Below are 17,058 nucleotides of genomic sequence, written 5' to 3'. Positions count from 1 at the left end.
TGAGGGCAAAGACAATCTGCTCTTCGGTGAATCGTGACTTTTTCATCGGCACCACCTCCGTTCAGGGGAGTGTTTATCATGCCGGAATTCTGTTGCTGAATGGAGCAGGATTTTGGGTCAGGGTCAATGCATTAATTCAGCTTGGTATTTATGGCGGTACGATTATCGGCACTTCGCTTGGTGGGATCCTAATCAGTTCTGTCGGACCCGGTTGGGGACTGGCAATTGATGCGATAGGTTTCGCAGCCTCTGCACCGCTTTATTTCTTCATTCGTATTACATCAATCAAAGCATGCCCACCATCAGGTAATATCCTGCAGGACTTAAAAGAAGGATGGGAAGAATTCACAAGCCGAGCTTGGGTATGGGCAATTGTGATCCAATTCACCATTATCAATGCAGCATTTAGTGGCGTAATGATGGTACTTGGCCCTGTGATTGCTGATGCTTCTTTTGGGCGAGCTAATTGGGGAATTATGGTTGCTGCGCAAAGCGTTGGCCTTATGACAGGTTCGTTCTTCGCCCTAAGATGGCGTCCACGACGCGATCTTTTTATTGGTGTAATGCTAGTAACACTATGCTCAGTGCCAATTTTTATGCTTAGTCAACCTGCTTCTGCAACGTGGCTTATTGCAGCTTTTTTTATTGCTGGCGTAACGTTCGGTCTATTCGGAGTCTCCTGGGCTCATTCACTACAAACTCATATTCCTCAGGAAAAATTGGCTCGCGTGTACGCCTATGACGCTGTAGGTTCGTTTGTGGCCATTCCCTTAGGTGAACTGGTCGCTGGGCCGCTGGCAATTCATTATGGTAGTAGTAATGTGCTTCTTGTTTCAGCGATAGCAGTAGTCATAGCAACTTTAGGAACCTGCCTGGTCCCTGGGATTAGACAGCTCGACAATTTTTCACCGGTTAATTCTCAAAAGGCTACGAGCTCCTCATGACAATATTCAAAAAAATTACAAAATCTGAAAAGTAAATTATTGCTTGAGACTATATAAAACGATGGAAAATTCCTAATGGATTAGTATTCCCTGAACTCTTAAATCTCCGTTTTTGGCACACAACGGATGAGCTAACGAATCGGAAGGTCCGCTGTGAGCGAAGAGCAGACATTAATTTGAAGAGGAGAATATCGAAGTCAATACGTTGGATGTCAGTACCACGGTTATCGGTTAGAAACTAAGGATGATAAAAAAGCCCGGATATTATCCAGGCTATAGCAAAATCATTAATAAAATATTGCGGTAAGAATTACTCTACGACCACAACTATTTTGCCTACCTGGCCATTGGCCTCCATATAGCGCTGGGCGTCTGCAATCTCGTCGAGCGGGAACGTTTTATCGATGACTGGCTTCAGTTTGCCGACTCGTAAACCTTCTGTGACGAAGGATTTTGCGCGCGCCATTTTTTCAGAGTCCATCGTGATTTCAAACAGCTCATATCCACGCAGAGTGAGATGCTTACCGAGGATATCAAATACAGGTACAACCATGTCACGGCTATCGAGCGCGCCATACTGAAAGAACATGCCCTGCGGTGCCATCACCTGAGTCAGTTTTGCCACGTCCGGACCGCCGACGGGATCAAAAACAATATGGGCACCCGCACCATCTGTTGCACGATTGATTTCAGCAACCATATCCTGCTCCGCTGTAGCAATGACGGCGGCTGCACCGGCTTTCAGGAGCATTTCACTTTTTTCAGTGGTGCGCGTAAGCGCTATAGGTTTTGCACCCAGCATGTTAGCTATCTGTATGGCAGCCAGACCCACACTGCTTGATGCTGCGCGGATCACGACATTCTGACCAGCCTGAAGGTTTCCATATTCAACCAGCGCACCATAAGCGGTGACATACATCATCCAGCTTGCGGCGGCTTCCTCGAAGGAAAGGTTTTCCGGATGCTTCACAACAGCGTGCACCGGTGCGTTGACCAGTTCGCCGTACATGCCGTATTCATTAAACATAAATGAAGGGATCACACTTACCAGATCTCCACTGGCAAACTCTTCAACATTCTCACCTACGGCCTGAACAACGCCTGCTGCTTCATAACCAAGACGTGCCGGAAATTCCGGCTCAATAACATACTGACCGTTGCGGTACATGATTTCTGCACGGTTGAGACCAATAGCATGTACGCGAATCTGCACTTCGCCTGCGGCCGGCGCGGGCACTTCTATATCAACAACTTCCAGCACTTCCGGACCACCGGTGCGGTTAAAGGTAACAACTTTAGACATATTCAGCTCTCGTCAGTTAACGGTACATCTTCAGAATAATGCCGAAGAGGTGCCCGAATCATTTGTGAACAATCTACATTGTTATAAACGCACCAAAAATAGCCTACAGGGAACTTCAGTATTAATTATCCATTAACAATCCACCTGCTTCAGCGGATCTGTGTGGCCATAACGTCAGTGAACCAGTCGATAAAAACCCGTACTTTTGGAGACAGATAGCGCCTGTCCGGATACATCACTGATACGGGCTTCGACACCGAGGGGTATTGCGTCAGAACCTCTTCAAGAGCTCCGGAAGAGAGATGGGGGGCAAGGGCGTCAAAGGTGGCCTGGATAATACCCAGACCGGCCAGACCACAGGAAAGCAGAATATCAGAATTATCAACCAGCATACTGCTCGCTGGGCGCAGCGAAACGACACTCCCGTCCTCGATAAACTTCCATTCCATCACCTCGCGACTGTGATCGCTAAAAAAGTTAACCGCCTGATGCTGATCCAGATCCGCAAGTGTTTCCGGCCGACCGTGCTCTCGCAGGTAAGACGGGGCTGCGCAGGTTACCATCCTGATGTCACCAAGACGTCTGGAAACAAAACTTGAATCCTGAAGCGCGCCCAGGCGGACAAGGCAATCTACGCCTTCCGTAATCAAATCAGTTTTTTTATCCGATGAAACCAGCACGACTTCAATACCTGGATACAATGCCCGAAAATCTCTGAGATTAGGGATCAAGATGGCATGCGCCAGCGCCAGGGGTACATCAAGTCGCAGGCGTCCTCGCGGTGGAAGAGTCGGTGAAAAACTGGCCATCATGTCATTAACTTCAGCCAGAACATGCCTGGCATGATGATAGAACTCATCCCCTTCAGCAGTAACGCTCAGCTTTCGGGTTGTGCGATGAATGAGTTTTACACCCAGATCATTCTCTATCTGCTGTATAGCTTTGCTCACGGTGGGGCGATGGATCTGAAGTACATCAGCGGCTTTTGTGAAGCTACCCTGCTCAACAACCTGTATAAAAATATTAAGGTATTCAATCATGTTGGTATGCACGTGATCACCTGTTTTGTAGGCTGTTTAAAACTGGCATTGTAAAGTAAACCATCCCAACGACATTAATTCTTTTCGTTCAGATAAGAACTTCCAGGCTGTCACTATGTCCGCTCCTGGCACCAGGCAGTCCATGGCAACAACCTGGGGCTGCTATTAGCGAACTGCGGACGTCAAAGTCATTACGACAGGGTAGTTCTGCCAGATTAAACATAACAACTCGGCCGCAAAATAATCTCAGCGCTCTCCCCAGTGCATGTTTTGAATAACAACCCTGTATCCATCTATGTCCTCGAAGGTAACGCCATTGCGGTCCCAGTAAGGATTGAATGATTTAACACTGGTAAAGCCAGCATCATCCATATTTTCACAGGTAATTCGCCAGCTATCTTTTTCAGGAATGTACAGAACCAGGAGATCTTCATTTGAGGGCGAAGGTATCACCGGATGATCATGGTACTGGGTAAACTCAAGGTGCCAGGATAAGCCGTTCAGTCCTAACATGTATCCGCTGAATCCATCGTGGTCAGTAAAACTGCCGATTTTTTCTAACCCAAGCCCGTTACAATACATTTCACAGCTTTTGCTGAGTGCGCTGACAGGTCTGGCTATCCTCATGTGCTGCAATACCATAAACATCTCCCTTTCTTAACCTGACTTACCATAACACCCCTTGTGCACTCAGCATATACCGTCTATAAAACAGTAAAATAGCCACATTTAAATCTCTAAACAGGAGGTTGTTTTGCCGCAACAGCACTCAAGACTGTATCTTCGCCCTGTAAATGCATTAGATGCGGATGATCTCTTCAGAATTTATGGCGACCCTGCTACGAATACATTTAACCCCGCAGGACCGTATCCAGATATTGATCATGCACGTAATGTGTTGGCTCGCTGGCTCAGCCATTGGGAAACTTACGGTTTCGGGGGCTGGGCTATCTCGCTTAAGGATAATCCCGAAAGGATCATTGGCTTTGGCGGGCTGAGTATCAGCAGTTATGCCGATATCTCTATCAATAACTTGGGGTATCGTTTCGCCACTGAGTCATGGGGAAAAGGCCTGGCGACAGAGTTCGCTAACTATGCGGTCAGCTATGGGTTCGGAGAAATAAAACTGCCTGAGATATCTGCCGTAGTAAGAGCAAACCACATTGCATCACAGAAAGTCCTGAAGAATGCCGGACTCAGGTATATACGGGACATTCATGATGTGAAAAATGCACCCGCCAGCATGTTGTTTACACTGACCCATGCCGAATGGGACAAAAAGTCAGAATGAGGGGGCTACTCAATCCCTTTTAACATAACAGTGCTTTTGCTCACCCGTTTGTGTTGGCCCAAAACGGAGATGTCCGCTTCTGGCTGTGAGTGCAATAAGTTCTACTCGAATCCTGCTACCCATTTGTCCAGCATATCAGCCCATTCCTGCATCATCGCTTTCCGCTCATCAAGATAAGTAGCATGGTTGTATGTGCGACGAACATTATTGGTATCAGCGTGCGCAAGTTGAGCCTCAATAGCATCAGGTCGAAACGGGTACTCCCTGTGGTTCGGGTTGCATGTGGGCTATAAAGCGCCACTCCAGCCGAGGCTTTTAAGTAGCTGGCGCAGAGAGTGTGATGTCATTGGACCTGGCGGATTATCCCTTCCCGGAAAAAGGTGCTGCCGATGCCCGGTTAATCCCTTTAATGTTCTGAGCATTTTGACAGCTTGTGAGGGTAGGGGAATCACGTGTTCTCTTCGGGCTTCCATCCGCGCTGCCGGAATGGTCCACAGGGCGTTATCAAGATCGAACTCTGCCATTCCGCCTCGGTGGCTTCTGCAGGACGCGTCAATGCCCACCACATCAGCCACATGCAATAGTTAACCTGGTACGAGCCACGACTATTGTCAAAACAGCTTAATAACTTCCCGATTAGCTGAGGATTTCGTGCCTGTTTGTGCTGTGTCTTATTGGCCGGAAGGGCCTTACGCGCAGGCCAGGCTGGATCGTTATCTGCTCGGGGAGTGGCCACTGCCAGCTTCAGAACAGATGAAACAGTTAACCGGCTTAATGGCAACGGGTGGTGCGCCGCGTTTGGCGGTTGCCTGAAGTAGGGTGTGAAAATGAAAAACCCACGCCGTGGCGTGGGTTTGGTCGTCGTAGTCTGCCTTGATAAGGGGCTTTTCGCCCCATCATTCAGAATAACGGGTCAGACGTTAAACAGGAAGTTCATCACATCGCCATCTTTAACGATGTAATCTTTCCCTTCTGAACGCATTTTACCGGCTTCTTTCGCACCCTGTTCACCCTTGTAGGTGATGAAGTCATCAAAGGCGATAGTCTGAGCGCGAATAAAGCCTTTTTCGAAGTCGGTGTGGATCTTACCGGCTGCCTGCGGCGCAGTGGCACCAACAGGAATGGTCCAGGCGCGAACTTCTTTCACACCAGCGGTGAAGTAAGTTTGCAGGTTCAGCAGAGCATAACCGGCGCGGATCACACGGTTCAGGCCAGGCTCTTCAATGCCCAGTTCAGCCATAAACTCTTCACGGTCGCCGTCTTCCAGCTCGGCAATATCAGACTCAACGGCAGCACAAACCGGTACCACCACGGAACCTTCTTTTTCGGCAATCGCGCGCACGATATCGAGGTACGGGTTATTTTCAAAACCGTCTTCGTTAACGTTGGCGATATACATGGTAGGTTTCAGCGTCAGGAAGCTCAGGTAGCGGATGGCCGCTTTATCGTCATCGCTCAGATCCAGCGCACGCAGCATCCCGGCTTTTTCCAGGTGTGGCAGACACTTCTCCAGCGCAACCTGTTCGGCTTTCGCATCTTTGTCGCCGCCTTTGGCTTTCTTCTGCACGCGCTGTAAAGCACGCTCACAGGTGTCCAGGTCGGACAGGGCGAGTTCGGTATTGATGGTATCAATGTCGTCAGCCGGGTCGACTTTGTTGTTCACGTGAATGATGTTGTCATTCTCGAAGCAGCGCACCACGTGGCCGATGGCTTCGGTTTCACGAATGTTGGTCAGGAACTGGTTACCCAGGCCTTCCCCTTTAGAGGCGCCTTTAACCAGGCCCGCGATATCAACAAATTCCATCGTGGTGGGCAGGATACGCTGAGGTTTAACGATCTCCGCCAGCTGATCCAGGCGTGAGTCAGGCATGGGCACCACGCCAGTATTCGGCTCAATGGTACAGAACGGGAAGTTAGCTGCTTCGATGCCCGCTTTGGTTAACGCATTGAACAGGGTGGATTTCCCGACGTTTGGCAGGCCCACAATACCGCATTTGAATCCCATGTTTGAATCACCTTAATTTCTTGATAATCAACGCACTACTACGTGCCCTGATAGTGTCACAGACGGTTGTCTTAAAAGTTTCCGCGCATTATACACGTAATTTTAGCCCGGCGGCGGTTGATTTCTGGAACCGGGGTGAAGTTATTCCTTGAGATCGCGCTCACATTTTCTCATACTGACGTGTCTTTACAGAAACCGGAGAACCCCGCAGATGCATCGCTTGCTGCTTACGCCACCCTGAGATCCCCCTCCAGCGCAACGCCTGTTGCCGCCACTCGTCACTCTGACGAGCCAGCTGTGCCCGCTACCTGTGGCGCAGAAACACAGTCACATTAAAAATAATGGAAATACCATGTTTAACCTGAGCAACTTCAGGGCAGGTAACGTCAAAAATGACGTGCTGGCCGGTGCCGTGGTGTCTGTCGCGCTGATCCCGGAAGCGACCGCATTTTCTCTGCTGGCGGGGTTATCACCGACCATCGGTTTACATACGGCCTTTATTCTGGGCCTGGTAACGGCTTTCTTTGGCGGTAAACCGGGGATGATTTCGGGGGCGGCGGGGTCGATCATCGTGGTGCTTATTAGCCTGATAACCCAGCACGGTTATGAATATGTTCTGCTGGCCACTATCCTCGCCGGGCTGATCCAGCTGTCGATCGGTGTGCTGCGCCTCGGCAAGTTTATCCGGCTGGTGCCGCAACCGGCGATCTACGGCTTTGTTAACGGCCTGGCGATTGTCATCATGCTGGCGCAGTTCCCGATGATAAAAGGGCAGGGCCCGGTCATGTACGCGCTGGTGGCACTGGCGATGCTGATCGTCTGGTGGTTCCCTAAACTGACCAAAGCGATCCCCGGTTCACTGGCAGCGCTGATCGCCGTCAGCGCGCTGGCCATTGGCCTGGGGCTGGATACCAAACGCGTCGGAGACCTGGCGGATATCTCAGGTACACTGCCGCAGTTCCATCTGCCCACCGCGCCACTAAGCTGGGAAACGCTGAAAATCGTGCTGCCGTATGCGGTGGTCATTGCGCTGGTCGGGCTGATTGAGTCGCTGCTAACCCTGGCAGTACTGGACGAAATGGGCAGTAAAAAAGGGTCCGGCAATCAGGAGTGTGTGGCGCAGGGCATTGGCAACACCATCTGCGGCTTCTTCGGCAGCTTTGCCGGCTGCGCAATGATCGGCCAGTCGATTATTAACTTCACCTCCGGTGGACGCGGGCGCATCTCTAATCTGGTCGGCGCGCTGCTGCTGATCCTGTTTGTGATCAGTCTGTCTGACTATATTGCCCTGCTGCCGGTGGCGGCACTGGCCGGCATTATGTTTGTGGTATGTATTAACACCTTTGAGTGGAGCTCGCTGCGCCGCCTCAAACGTATGCCAAAAGCCGATGCGGTGATCATGGTGGCCGTCACCCTGGTGACGATCTTCACCGACCTGGCAATGGCGGTGATCTGCGGCGTGATTATCTCTGCGCTGGTCTTCGCCTGGCAGCACGCGCGCATTACCGTCATGGCGCAGTCTGAGCATGAAGGGCAGAAGACCTACCAGCTGGAAGGGCCGCTGTTCTTTGGTTCCACCGCCAGCTTCCAGGAGCTGTTCCATCCGGAGCAGGACCCGGAGCACGTAGTGATTGATTTTGCGCGAACCCGCGTCATGGACTCCAGCGGCGTTGAAGCCATCGACAAGCTGACGGCGCGCTATCTTGAAGCGGGGAAAAACCTGCGTCTGCGCCATCTCAGCGAGGACTGCATCAGCTTATTACAGCAGGCCGGACCGTTTTGCAGCCACGAGCTTGACGATCCTGATTATAAAGTTGCTAGCAAAGATGCCTGAACCATAAAGCTGGCGCGGGTCCTGCCGATAATCTAAAAAATCGCGGTCTTACGACGGCGAAAGCAGAATTTACTTCTATAGTTTATCTGTGCGGCGATTTTTTTCACTGGCAGGATGCCGTTAACTGGCCCGACGGCATGAAAAACGATTTTTTTTGTATTCCTGTACATACCCTGAGTGGTGAGTTGATCGCCATCGATCTGACCTACCGGCCGCAGCCTGTCTCTCAGGATGGGGCCGGGCTGGTGCCCGTACTTCCTTACGAACGGTTTCTCAACCAGCTGCTGATTATTGAAGAATCTGGTGATTATTTCCGCCAGCAGGGGCTGTTATGCAGCGTCGCCATTGATTTCCAGCTGGCGCGTGCGGTCACCGAATCGTCGTTTATTCAGCAGATCCTCAGTCAGCTGCCTTTCGTGCGGCTGAAGCTGTCGGAAGATTTTCCTAACCTGCACGACGGGATGAATAATCCTCTGTTACGGACCCTGATTGAGCAGCTGAATATTTTATGGCTGGATGACCTGGGGGCGGGGGATGCTAATCTGAACGCGCTTCAGTCGAACATGTTTGAAGCGGTAAAACTTGACCGTCAGTTCTATCTGGACAACGTGGATAAGCCGTATTTTACCGTGCTGATCAATCATATCCGGGAATACACTAACCGGGTGATTGTTGGTGGGGTAGCAGGGGACGGACAGCTCGAGCGACTGCGGCACAGCAAAATCTGGGGCGTTCAGGGCTATTTCAGCCCATCAGTGACGCTGCAAACCCTTGGACCTGCCGACGACCGGCGCTGCCAGAATCAGTAAACCCGCTGCGGAATTTGCCTCAGCGGGTTCGCCAGAACATCACCCTGCTAGCCCGCTTTGTAGCTGTGCAGGCGGTTCATGGCCTTCAGTCGATCTTCTTTCAACCAGACCTCGGTACACCGCGCAGCTTCATCAACGGCGTTGTCAATCAGCGTTTGTTCCGCCGCCTGCGGTTTCCCCAGCACAAATCCCACCACTTTATTGCGATCGCCGGGATGGCCAATGCCAATGCGCAGACGATGAAAGTCGAGGCTGTTGCCGAGCTTACTGATGATGTCTTTTAGCCCGTTGTGGCCACCGTGGCCGCCGCCCTGTTTGAATTTTGCCACGCCGGGTGGCAAATCCAGCTCGTCATGAGCGACCAGGATCTCTTCTGGTGTAATGCGATAAAACGTCGCCATCGCCGCCACGGCTTTGCCGCTGAGGTTCATAAACGTGGTGGGAACCAGCAGGCGCACATCTTCACCGCCGATGTTTAAGCGTGCCGTGTAACCGTAAAATTTGCTCTCTTCTTTCAACGACTGATTATGGCGTTCAGCCAGCAAGTCAACATACCAGGCACCGGCATTATGGCGCGTGGCGGCGTATTCAGCGCCGGGATTGGCAAGGCCAACAATCAGTTTGATGCTGCTCACGAGTAGATTTTCCTGAAGCGTGCGGGGTGAAAAGGCTAGTTTACTCAAGCAGGTGCGAGAACTCAAAGATCTGCCAGACAATGTGATGAAAATCACAATGATTCATCAAAGTGATAATACGATTTCTATATAAAAACAGGCTGTTAGACGTAAAGTTTTGTCAAAGAATTAGCGATAAATGTGATCGCCCACTCATCAGCATTGCTTAAGATTGCCTAGACTATCAGCACCCGGCAAAGGAGTTTGCCTGTTAATACTGTCTGGAGGTACGCAATGAAACGTAAACATTCACACTTGATGGGTAATGCCCTGATGGTTCTGGGCCTGGTGGTGATGATCGGCGGGGTAGGTTATTCCGTCGTCAACCAGATGCCGCAGCTCCACCTGCCGCAGTTTATGGTGCATGGGGCCATCTTCAGTATCTTCATTGGCGCGCTGCTGTGGCTGGTGGGTGCCAGGATCAGCGGCCGTGAGAAAATTGCCGATCGTTACTACTGGGTTCGTCACTGCGGTGAAAAACGCTGCCGTCACGGTTCCGGCCAGCAGCACCACCGCTAACGGTTGATTGGCAGGCACACCTGCAATCCGGGTGTGTTATGACTAACTTACCCCATTAACAGGCTCTTATGGGGGACCTGTGTCGGCTCACAGAATATTTTGACCTGGTTCCTTCCTGCCGCTTTCGCCTGATATAACGCTTCATCCGCTGCCGCCATCAGGTCGTCGATATCCTCACGATCGGGGCGGCAGCTCGCCACACCAATGCTGACGGTGTAGCTGACCTCCTCCGGACATGAGCTCTCCACCACCTTACGTACACGTTCCGCAAACTGAACGCTTTCACTCTCGGACCCCAGTACCACCGCGGCAAACTCCTCGCCTCCCAGGCGGGCGAAATAGCTTTCCGGCGGCAACAGGTGCATGACCTGCTGGCAGAAATCGGTCAGTACCCGATCGCCCTGAGAATGACCATAGCGATCGTTGATGGATTTAAAATGGTCAAGATCAAACAGCATCACCGACAGCGGGCGCTGGTTGCAGCTCCAGCCTGCGGTCAGTTGGCTGGTTTTTTCAAACAGCGCCCGCCGGTTCCATACCCCGGTGAGCGGGTCGAGCAGCGACGCCTGGCGGTAGATAATCTGCGTGCGCTCATTGACCATCGCCATCATGGTAAAACTCAGGCCGATGACGACCAGTATCGATTCCAGAATCACATAAACCGAGAAGGTTGAGCCGCCGATGGCCCCGTGCACCGGGCTGGGAATGCCGCCGTCGAGTAAGGCTCGCAGGATGTTAAAACCAAGGTGAATGCCCAGCAGCAGCTGCGCCGGCCACCACGTCACCGGCAGCAGAGCGCGTGCGCGCTTCAGTTCGTAAAGCATCGCGGAGGTGTAAATAATACACAGCAGGGAACTCGCGAGAATGCGGTGTGGCAGTGAAAAATAGAACCACGGAAACAGGCACAGCAGGCTCCACAGCACCATTCCCAGCGACCAGAAGCCGCCGCAGCGCTTGCCGCGCAGGGCGCGGAAGGCGTTAAACTGCAGCCCATAAGCACAAAGCACCAGCACATTCCCCACTACTACCGGCAGGAACAGCATTCCTGAACTGCGCAGGCTGCTCAGCCCGACGGCAACAATGCTCAACACCAGCGAGAGACAGCTGAATCCCAGTACCCGGTTATACTGCGCCCCGCGCCAGGCGAAGACCATAATGATACTGAGGAAGCCCAGTACATACAGTTCGCAGACAAACAGCGTGTAGACATCGAGTACCATTTGGGAAATTCCACGGGGGAGTAATCACAGCAAAATATCACTAAATAATACTCTCCGACAGGGGGCGCTGAACCGATCCAGTAAATATATTAATCATTTCCCGCAAGCTCCCGGCGCGCGGGCCGCAGGCAGTGCCAGATGGCGACAGCACACAGCAGGGTGAGGGCCATCAGCACCCACAGCAGCTGCTGAAAAGCCTGTTCAGCCAGTGGCAGAAGCGTCGCGCTGGAAAGATGGTAGCTGGCCAGCAGGCGCGCGCTGTCGGGCGATCCGCCGCTGGCGGCCAGCTGATGCACAAGCAGCTGGCTGAACAACATACTGACGCTGGCCAGCGCCACGCCTTCGCCTGCCACCCGCACCGTACTGAAGATACCGGTCGCCATCCCGGCGCGCTCTGGCGGGACCACGCTGAGCGAAAGATTATCCATCAGCCCCCAGGGAAGACCGCTGCCGGTGCCGGTAAGCAGCATTGCCAGCAGGGTCAGCAGCAGCGAACTGTGTGGCGTCACCAGGGACAGCAGGGCAATACCGCCAGCGGCCATTACCAGCCCCGCACAGCAGAGGGTAGCGGGCGGAATGCGCCGGGACAGCGTGACGGCAAGGGACGGCATAACCAGCATTGGCAGGGAGAGGGGCAGCATCAGCAGGCCCGTTGCCAGGGCGTCAAAGCCGTAATACCCCATAAAGCGCAGCGGCAGCAGCACCAGCAGGACAACAAAACAGTAGCAGGTGGCCACCGGCAGCAGCTGAACCCCGACAAAACGGCCATAGCGAAACAGGCTGAGATCGAGCATGGGCCTGGCGCTGCGCCGTTCAGTATGGATAAACAGCAGGCCAGCGGCCAGGGAGGTGAACAGTAAGCCAGGGGCCAGCCAACCGCTGCTGCCGTCAGCCAGCTGCAACATCCCCCAGGTGAACAGCGTCAGCATCGTGCTGAAGATGAGGATACCGGGCCAGTCCGGCGCAGCGGCATCGGGATCGCGTGACTCCGGCAGAGCACGCAGGCCGGTGACCAGAGCCAGCACCCCAAACAGGGCGCAGCAGAGGAAGACGCTGTGCCAGCCTGCCAGCGCCATCAGTCCGCCGGCAATGACCGGCCCGGCGGCCAGGCCAGTACCAAAGCTGGTGCCCAACAGGCTGAAGGCCCGTGCCCGTGACTCACCGTCAAACGCGCTGGCCAGCGCAGCACCGCCTCCGGCCAGTGCCGCAGCCGCGGCAGCCCCCTGCAGTGCCCGCAACCCGTCCAGCCAGATCACGGACGGAACCCAGCCGCTCATCAGCGACAGCAGCGTAAAGAGGCTGACGCCGCTGATAAACACTCGCTTGCGGCCGTAGCGGTCGGCCAGGGTCCCCGCCGCCATCAGCAGGCTGCCAAAGCTGAGCAGGAAGGCATTGGTGATCCAGCTGAGTGCCAGAGGCGATGCCCCCGGCTGCAGGGCAATGGCCGGCGTGGCAATCACCCCGGCCGAAAAGCTCAGGGGCAGCATCAGCGCGGCGCTGCATACCGCCAGCAGACTCATGCGGCCACGTTTTGACGACAGCGTCAGGAAACTCATCGTACATACTCCTCTTTATTCAGACGGGTAAGCAGGATAAATTGGCATGATCCGTCGATAAACAGGCCAGATGGCCGCAGATAAAGGACAAAAAGTCGCTAATGAGCAGCGTGGAGAGTCTGAGTGGTCTGAATGCCTTTGTGAAAGCCGCCCAACTGGGCAGTTTTGTGGCGGCCGCCGACCGGCTGGGCGTTTCGCCGTCGGCGATTGGGAAAAGTATCGCCCGACTGGAGGGGAGCCTTGGCGTCAGCCTGTTTAACCGCAGCACGCGCAGCCTGAGTCTGACCGAAGAAGGGCAGCTGTTCTTTGAGCGCAGCCAGCGCATTGTCGCCGAGCTGGAAGAGGCGGAACAGGAGCTGTCGAAGCTGATGGCCGCGCCCCGTGGCCGGCTGCGGCTGAGCTTCCCGGCGATCGGCTATCATCTGCTGCTGCCGCTGCTGCCCGGTTTTACCCGGCAGTATCCCGAAATTGAGCTGGATCTCGATTTTAATGACCGGATGGTTGATGTGATCGGAGAGGGTTATGACGCGGTGCTGCGCAGCGGGGAATTTGCTGATTCCCGGCTGAAGGCGCGCAGGATGGGTGGTTTTCGCTTTCGTGTCGTCGGGTCCGTCAGCTATTTGCGCCAGCACGGCATGCCGCGTGTTCCCGCCGATCTCGCGCAGCACACCTGCCTGCTGTATCGTTTCTCCGGCAATGGACAGATCCAGCCCTGGCAGTTTGACGGCGGCAAAGAGGTCCCGCAGACGCCGTCAGGAAAACTGGTCTTCAATAACCTCGAAGCGCAGATTTCTGCCGCCCGGCGTGGACTGGGGCTGATTTACGTACCGGACTTTGCGGTTGCGGATGCCCTGCAAAGCGGCGAGTTGTGCAGCGTGCTGGACGACTGTATCGGGGCAGGAGGGCAGTTTTCGCTGCTGTGGCCGGGAAACCGCCACCTGCTCCCCAAGCTGCGGGTGCTGATTGATTACCTGGCAGAGCATATTGCGTTGAGTCAATAAAAAGGGGACAGGCGTTAACCTGTCCCCTTTTATACGGATTGACCTGGCGGGCCGACCACAACAAAGGGTCGGCCCCTGGGCGTAAATGGTAATCCCAGGACCGTCAGGTCGTACCGTGATTAATGCTCAAACATCGCAGAAATAGATTCTTCGTTACTGATACGACGGATCGCTTCAGCCAGCATGCCCGACAGCGTCAGGGTACGTACGTTAGGTAATGCCTTGATCTCTTCCGGCAGCGGAATGGTGTCGCACACCACAACTTCATCAATCACTGAGTTACGCAGGTTTTCGACCGCGTTGCCTGAGAAGATCGGGTGAGTTGCATAGGCGAACACGCGTTTTGCTCCGCGTTCTTTCAGCGCTTCCGCCGCTTTACACAGGGTGCCACCGGTATCGATCATATCATCGACCAGCACGCAGTCACGGCCTGCAACATCACCGATGATGTGCATCACCTGGGAAACGTTGGCGCGCGGACGACGCTTGTCAATGATCGCCATATCGGTGTCATTCAGCAGCTTAGCAATCGCACGTGCGCGCACCACACCGCCAATGTCCGGGGAAACGACAATCGGGTTCACCAGGCCAATCTGCAGCATATCTTCGAGCAGGATTGGGCTACCGAACACGTTATCAACCGGGACGTCAAAGAAACCCTGAATCTGTTCAGCATGCAGATCCACAGTCAGAACGCGGTCAACACCCACGCTGGAGAGGAAATCGGCCACAACTTTAGCGGTGATTGGAACACGGGCAGAGCGCACGCGGCGGTCCTGACGCGCATAGCCAAAGTAAGGGATAACCGCAGTAATACGACCGGCTGAAGCACGACGCAGGGCGTCAACCATCACAACCAGTTCCATCAGGTTGTCATTGGTGGGGGCACAGGTGGACTGGATGATGAAAATATCACCACCGCGTACATTTTCGTTAATTTGTACGCTCACTTCACCATCACTGAAACGACCGACGGCGGCGTCGCCCAGGCTGGTGTAAAGGCGGTTGGCAATACGTTGTGCTAGTTCGGGGGTGGCGTTACCAGCAAAAAGCTTCATATCAGGCACGAGAGGAACCTCAGGCTTTGCGTCCAGAGAATGAAATATCGTCAACAGCACTGGGCGGAATACTGGTGACGGTTTCATACGGGTGTGTGTCATTTAGAGCAGCTGTGCAGCATCCGGAACAGAGTGACACTGTCACATCAACTCAATTGCCCTGAAAGTCTGCGGTGCAGCGGCGAGATATTAACACCTCGCGCAACAAACCCCTGCAGATTTTTCGGGGCCAGCTCAAGCACCTGGCGTGCGGCATACTCGGTGTCGAATTCAGCAAACACGCAAGCACCCGTTCCAGTCAGGCGCGACGGCGCGTATTCTAGCAGCCAGGAAACAAGCTGTTCAACCTCGCGAAAACGATTTCTTACTACTGCCTCACAATCATTGCGGAATTCGGTCGCTAACAGCGCGTTTATTTCACGTTTTGGCGTATTTCTGGTCAGTTCAGGATCGTTAAAAACGCGCGGTGTGGCAATGCTGACGCCGGGATGCATCACCAGATACCATTTTTCCGCCGGGGAAACGGGGGTTAAGCGTTCACCTACGCCCTCGGCAAAAGCAGAAAAACCCTGCACAAATACCGGAACATCCGCGCCCAGTTGCAGACCCAAAGCTGCCAGCTGGGCAAAACTGAAGCCGGTTTTCCACAAATGATTCAGCGCCACCAGTACCGTCGCGGCGTTGGAAGAACCGCCGCCCAGCCCGCCGCCCATCGGTAGCCGCTTCTCAACGCTGAGAGTGGCACCCGCACTGGCCGCCAGCACACCGTGAGCCAGCGCCTGTTCACGCAGCAGCTGCGCCGCGCGGACAATCAGGTTTTGCTGGTCAGGAACGCCGTCAACCGGCGTCAGCAGACGCAGTTCGCCGCTGCTGTTGGCTTCAATCGTCAGCGTGTCGCCGTAATCAAGAAACTGAAACAGCGTTTGCAGATCGTGATAGCCGTCAGCGCGACGGCCCGTGATGTAGAGAAATAAATTCAGCTTTGCCGGAGCAGGCCAGGTTGTGATCATTTTACGGTCCAGCTGTCCATCTTCAGTTTGATTCTCTGGTCGCCCTGACGCAGTTCAAGATTTGACGGCAGCGGCGGCGTCTGCTTGCTGTCGTAGCCCTGATAGGTCACTTTCCACTGTTTTCCGTCCTTGCTGTAGTTCACTTCGCGCAGACGATACTGGTCGTCAAGGGCGAAATCGGTCGCATCCCCCGGCAGGCCGAGGATCCACTGACGCAGATTATCCAGCGGAATACTCATGCCGGTCAGCTTAGATATCATCTGCGCGGCGTCGTTGCTGACGTAGCGCTTACCTTTGTTGTCGACGATCTGTGCCACCTGGCCCTGCTGGTCAAGCTGCAGCTCGGTGCTGCCCAGCGGGTTGGTCAGCAGCAGGCGGTAGCGGTCCGCAGCGCTCTGCTGCCAGTTGAAGCGGGCGTAAACTTTTTGCTGGTCTGACAGGAAAGCAAAGGCACCCCGTGTCTGATACTGAGTGATTTTTTCCACCGCCTGCTGATGTTGTTGCCACTGCGGGGAGGTTGGGCTCTGGCCGGGTTTTTGCGTGGTTTCTTTCGTAACACATCCGGCCAGCAGCACAGCGGCAAGGGGAAGAAGCCGCAGCAGGCGGCGATTCGTCGATAACATAATCAGGTCAGCTCCTCAGACTCAGTTCGGCATGCTTGCCGTTGTTAACCGCCCACGCTAACCAGCTAAAACGGCGGCGTCAATGTGCAAATTGTCTCATTTGCACGGTAAGAGGTATATCTTGTTACAGGGATAGGCCAAGCATGGCTTTTATTGATCTCGCTCATCTTG

16 protein-coding genes and 1 pseudogene are annotated in these 17,058 nt (G+C 53.9%); 6 read left to right on the top strand and 11 right to left on the bottom strand.

The window, feature by feature from the left end:
* On the top strand, positions 1–944 hold a 944-nt coding region (locus ABEH87_RS05325), incomplete at its 5' end, for an MFS transporter (RefSeq protein WP_346574531.1).
* 310 nt (positions 945–1,254) lie between these two features.
* Here ABEH87_RS05325 and ABEH87_RS05320 read toward each other — a convergent pair.
* The 3 genes from ABEH87_RS05320 to ABEH87_RS05310 all read right to left on the bottom strand — a co-directional run bounded on the left by ABEH87_RS05320 (position 1,255) and on the right by ABEH87_RS05310 (position 3,929).
* Entirely contained in the window at positions 1,255–2,247 is a 993-nt protein-coding gene (locus ABEH87_RS05320; protein ID WP_346574529.1) for a zinc-dependent alcohol dehydrogenase family protein, read from the bottom strand.
* A gap of 149 nt (positions 2,248–2,396) precedes the next feature.
* Complete coding sequence (locus tag ABEH87_RS05315; protein WP_235135884.1) at positions 2,397–3,287, bottom strand: LysR family transcriptional regulator; 891 nt, start codon at positions 3,285–3,287, stop codon at positions 2,397–2,399.
* A 246-nt stretch (positions 3,288–3,533) separates the two neighbouring features.
* Positions 3,534–3,929, bottom strand: a complete 396-nt coding sequence (locus tag ABEH87_RS05310; protein WP_346574527.1) for a VOC family protein — start codon at positions 3,927–3,929, stop codon at positions 3,534–3,536.
* Between the two features lie 112 nt (positions 3,930–4,041).
* Between ABEH87_RS05310 and ABEH87_RS05305 the strand changes: the two genes are divergently transcribed.
* Entirely contained in the window at positions 4,042–4,578 is a 537-nt protein-coding gene (locus ABEH87_RS05305) for a GNAT family N-acetyltransferase (RefSeq protein ID WP_346574525.1), read from the top strand.
* A 101-nt stretch (positions 4,579–4,679) separates the two neighbouring features.
* On the opposite strand, the pseudogene ABEH87_RS05300 reads toward ABEH87_RS05305, so the two are convergent.
* Together ABEH87_RS05300 and ychF are read right to left on the bottom strand one after the other, a co-directional pair.
* Positions 4,680–5,396 (bottom strand): annotated as a pseudogene (locus tag ABEH87_RS05300) (site-specific integrase); the annotation flags it as partial.
* Between the two features lie 95 nt (positions 5,397–5,491).
* Positions 5,492–6,583: a redox-regulated ATPase YchF gene (gene ychF, locus ABEH87_RS05295; RefSeq protein WP_346574523.1), complete on the bottom strand. Its 1,092-nt coding sequence runs from the start codon at positions 6,581–6,583 to the stop codon at positions 5,492–5,494.
* A gap of 352 nt (positions 6,584–6,935) precedes the next feature.
* On the opposite strand from ychF, the gene ABEH87_RS05290 reads away from it, so the two are divergent.
* On the top strand, positions 6,936–8,417 hold the full coding sequence (locus ABEH87_RS05290; RefSeq protein ID WP_346574521.1) for a SulP family inorganic anion transporter: 1,482 nt from the start codon (positions 6,936–6,938) through the stop codon (positions 8,415–8,417).
* A 137-nt stretch (positions 8,418–8,554) separates the two neighbouring features.
* Positions 8,555–9,226, top strand: a complete 672-nt coding sequence (locus ABEH87_RS05285) for an EAL domain-containing protein (RefSeq protein ID WP_346574519.1) — start codon at positions 8,555–8,557, stop codon at positions 9,224–9,226.
* Between the two features lie 47 nt (positions 9,227–9,273).
* Here ABEH87_RS05285 and pth read toward each other — a convergent pair whose 3' ends face one another.
* Positions 9,274–9,861 (bottom strand): aminoacyl-tRNA hydrolase, encoded by a 588-nt coding sequence (gene pth, locus ABEH87_RS05280; protein WP_346574517.1) that lies wholly within the window; start codon positions 9,859–9,861, stop codon positions 9,274–9,276.
* Between the two features lie 273 nt (positions 9,862–10,134).
* Between pth and ychH the strand changes: the two genes are divergently transcribed.
* Positions 10,135–10,419, top strand: a complete 285-nt coding sequence (gene ychH, locus ABEH87_RS05275; RefSeq protein WP_346574515.1) for a stress-induced protein YchH — start codon at positions 10,135–10,137, stop codon at positions 10,417–10,419.
* Positions 10,420–10,466: 47 nt separating this feature from the next.
* On the opposite strand, the gene ABEH87_RS05270 is transcribed toward ychH, so the two are convergent.
* Both ABEH87_RS05270 and ABEH87_RS05265 read right to left on the bottom strand, forming a co-directional pair.
* Positions 10,467–11,639 (bottom strand): GGDEF domain-containing protein, encoded by a 1,173-nt coding sequence (locus tag ABEH87_RS05270; protein ID WP_346574513.1) that lies wholly within the window; start codon positions 11,637–11,639, stop codon positions 10,467–10,469.
* 89 nt (positions 11,640–11,728) lie between these two features.
* On the bottom strand, positions 11,729–13,195 hold the full coding sequence (locus ABEH87_RS05265; protein ID WP_346574511.1) for an MFS transporter: 1,467 nt from the start codon (positions 13,193–13,195) through the stop codon (positions 11,729–11,731).
* Between the two features lie 110 nt (positions 13,196–13,305).
* Here ABEH87_RS05265 and ABEH87_RS05260 point away from each other — a divergent pair, with 110 nt between their 5' ends.
* Positions 13,306–14,196 carry a LysR family transcriptional regulator gene (locus ABEH87_RS05260; RefSeq protein WP_346574597.1) on the top strand — a complete coding sequence of 297 codons (891 nt, stop codon included), beginning with the start codon at positions 13,306–13,308 and terminating at the stop codon, positions 14,194–14,196.
* Positions 14,197–14,315: 119 nt separating this feature from the next.
* Here the strand turns inward: ABEH87_RS05260 and prs are convergent, their stop codons facing one another.
* The 3 genes from prs to lolB form a co-directional block, all read right to left on the bottom strand.
* Positions 14,316–15,263: a ribose-phosphate diphosphokinase gene (gene prs, locus ABEH87_RS05255; RefSeq protein WP_085939527.1), complete on the bottom strand. Its 948-nt coding sequence runs from the start codon at positions 15,261–15,263 to the stop codon at positions 14,316–14,318.
* Positions 15,264–15,400: 137 nt separating this feature from the next.
* The gene (gene ispE, locus ABEH87_RS05250) at positions 15,401–16,264 is read right to left on the bottom strand and encodes a 4-(cytidine 5'-diphospho)-2-C-methyl-D-erythritol kinase (protein ID WP_346574508.1); all 864 of its coding nucleotides are present in this window, start codon (positions 16,262–16,264) and stop codon (positions 15,401–15,403) included.
* Entirely contained in the window at positions 16,261–16,887 is a 627-nt protein-coding gene (gene lolB, locus ABEH87_RS05245) for a lipoprotein insertase outer membrane protein LolB (RefSeq protein WP_346574506.1), read from the bottom strand. The genes ispE and lolB overlap by 4 nt, the downstream gene beginning before the upstream one ends.
* Positions 16,888–17,058 lie beyond the last annotated feature (171 nt).

Source organism: Erwinia sp. Eh17-17 (assembly GCF_039675725.1).
Classification (GTDB): Bacteria; Pseudomonadota; Gammaproteobacteria; order Enterobacterales; family Enterobacteriaceae; genus Erwinia.
The sequence above is the reverse complement of the archived record's forward strand: the minus strand, read 5'-3'. Positions and strand labels throughout refer to the sequence as shown.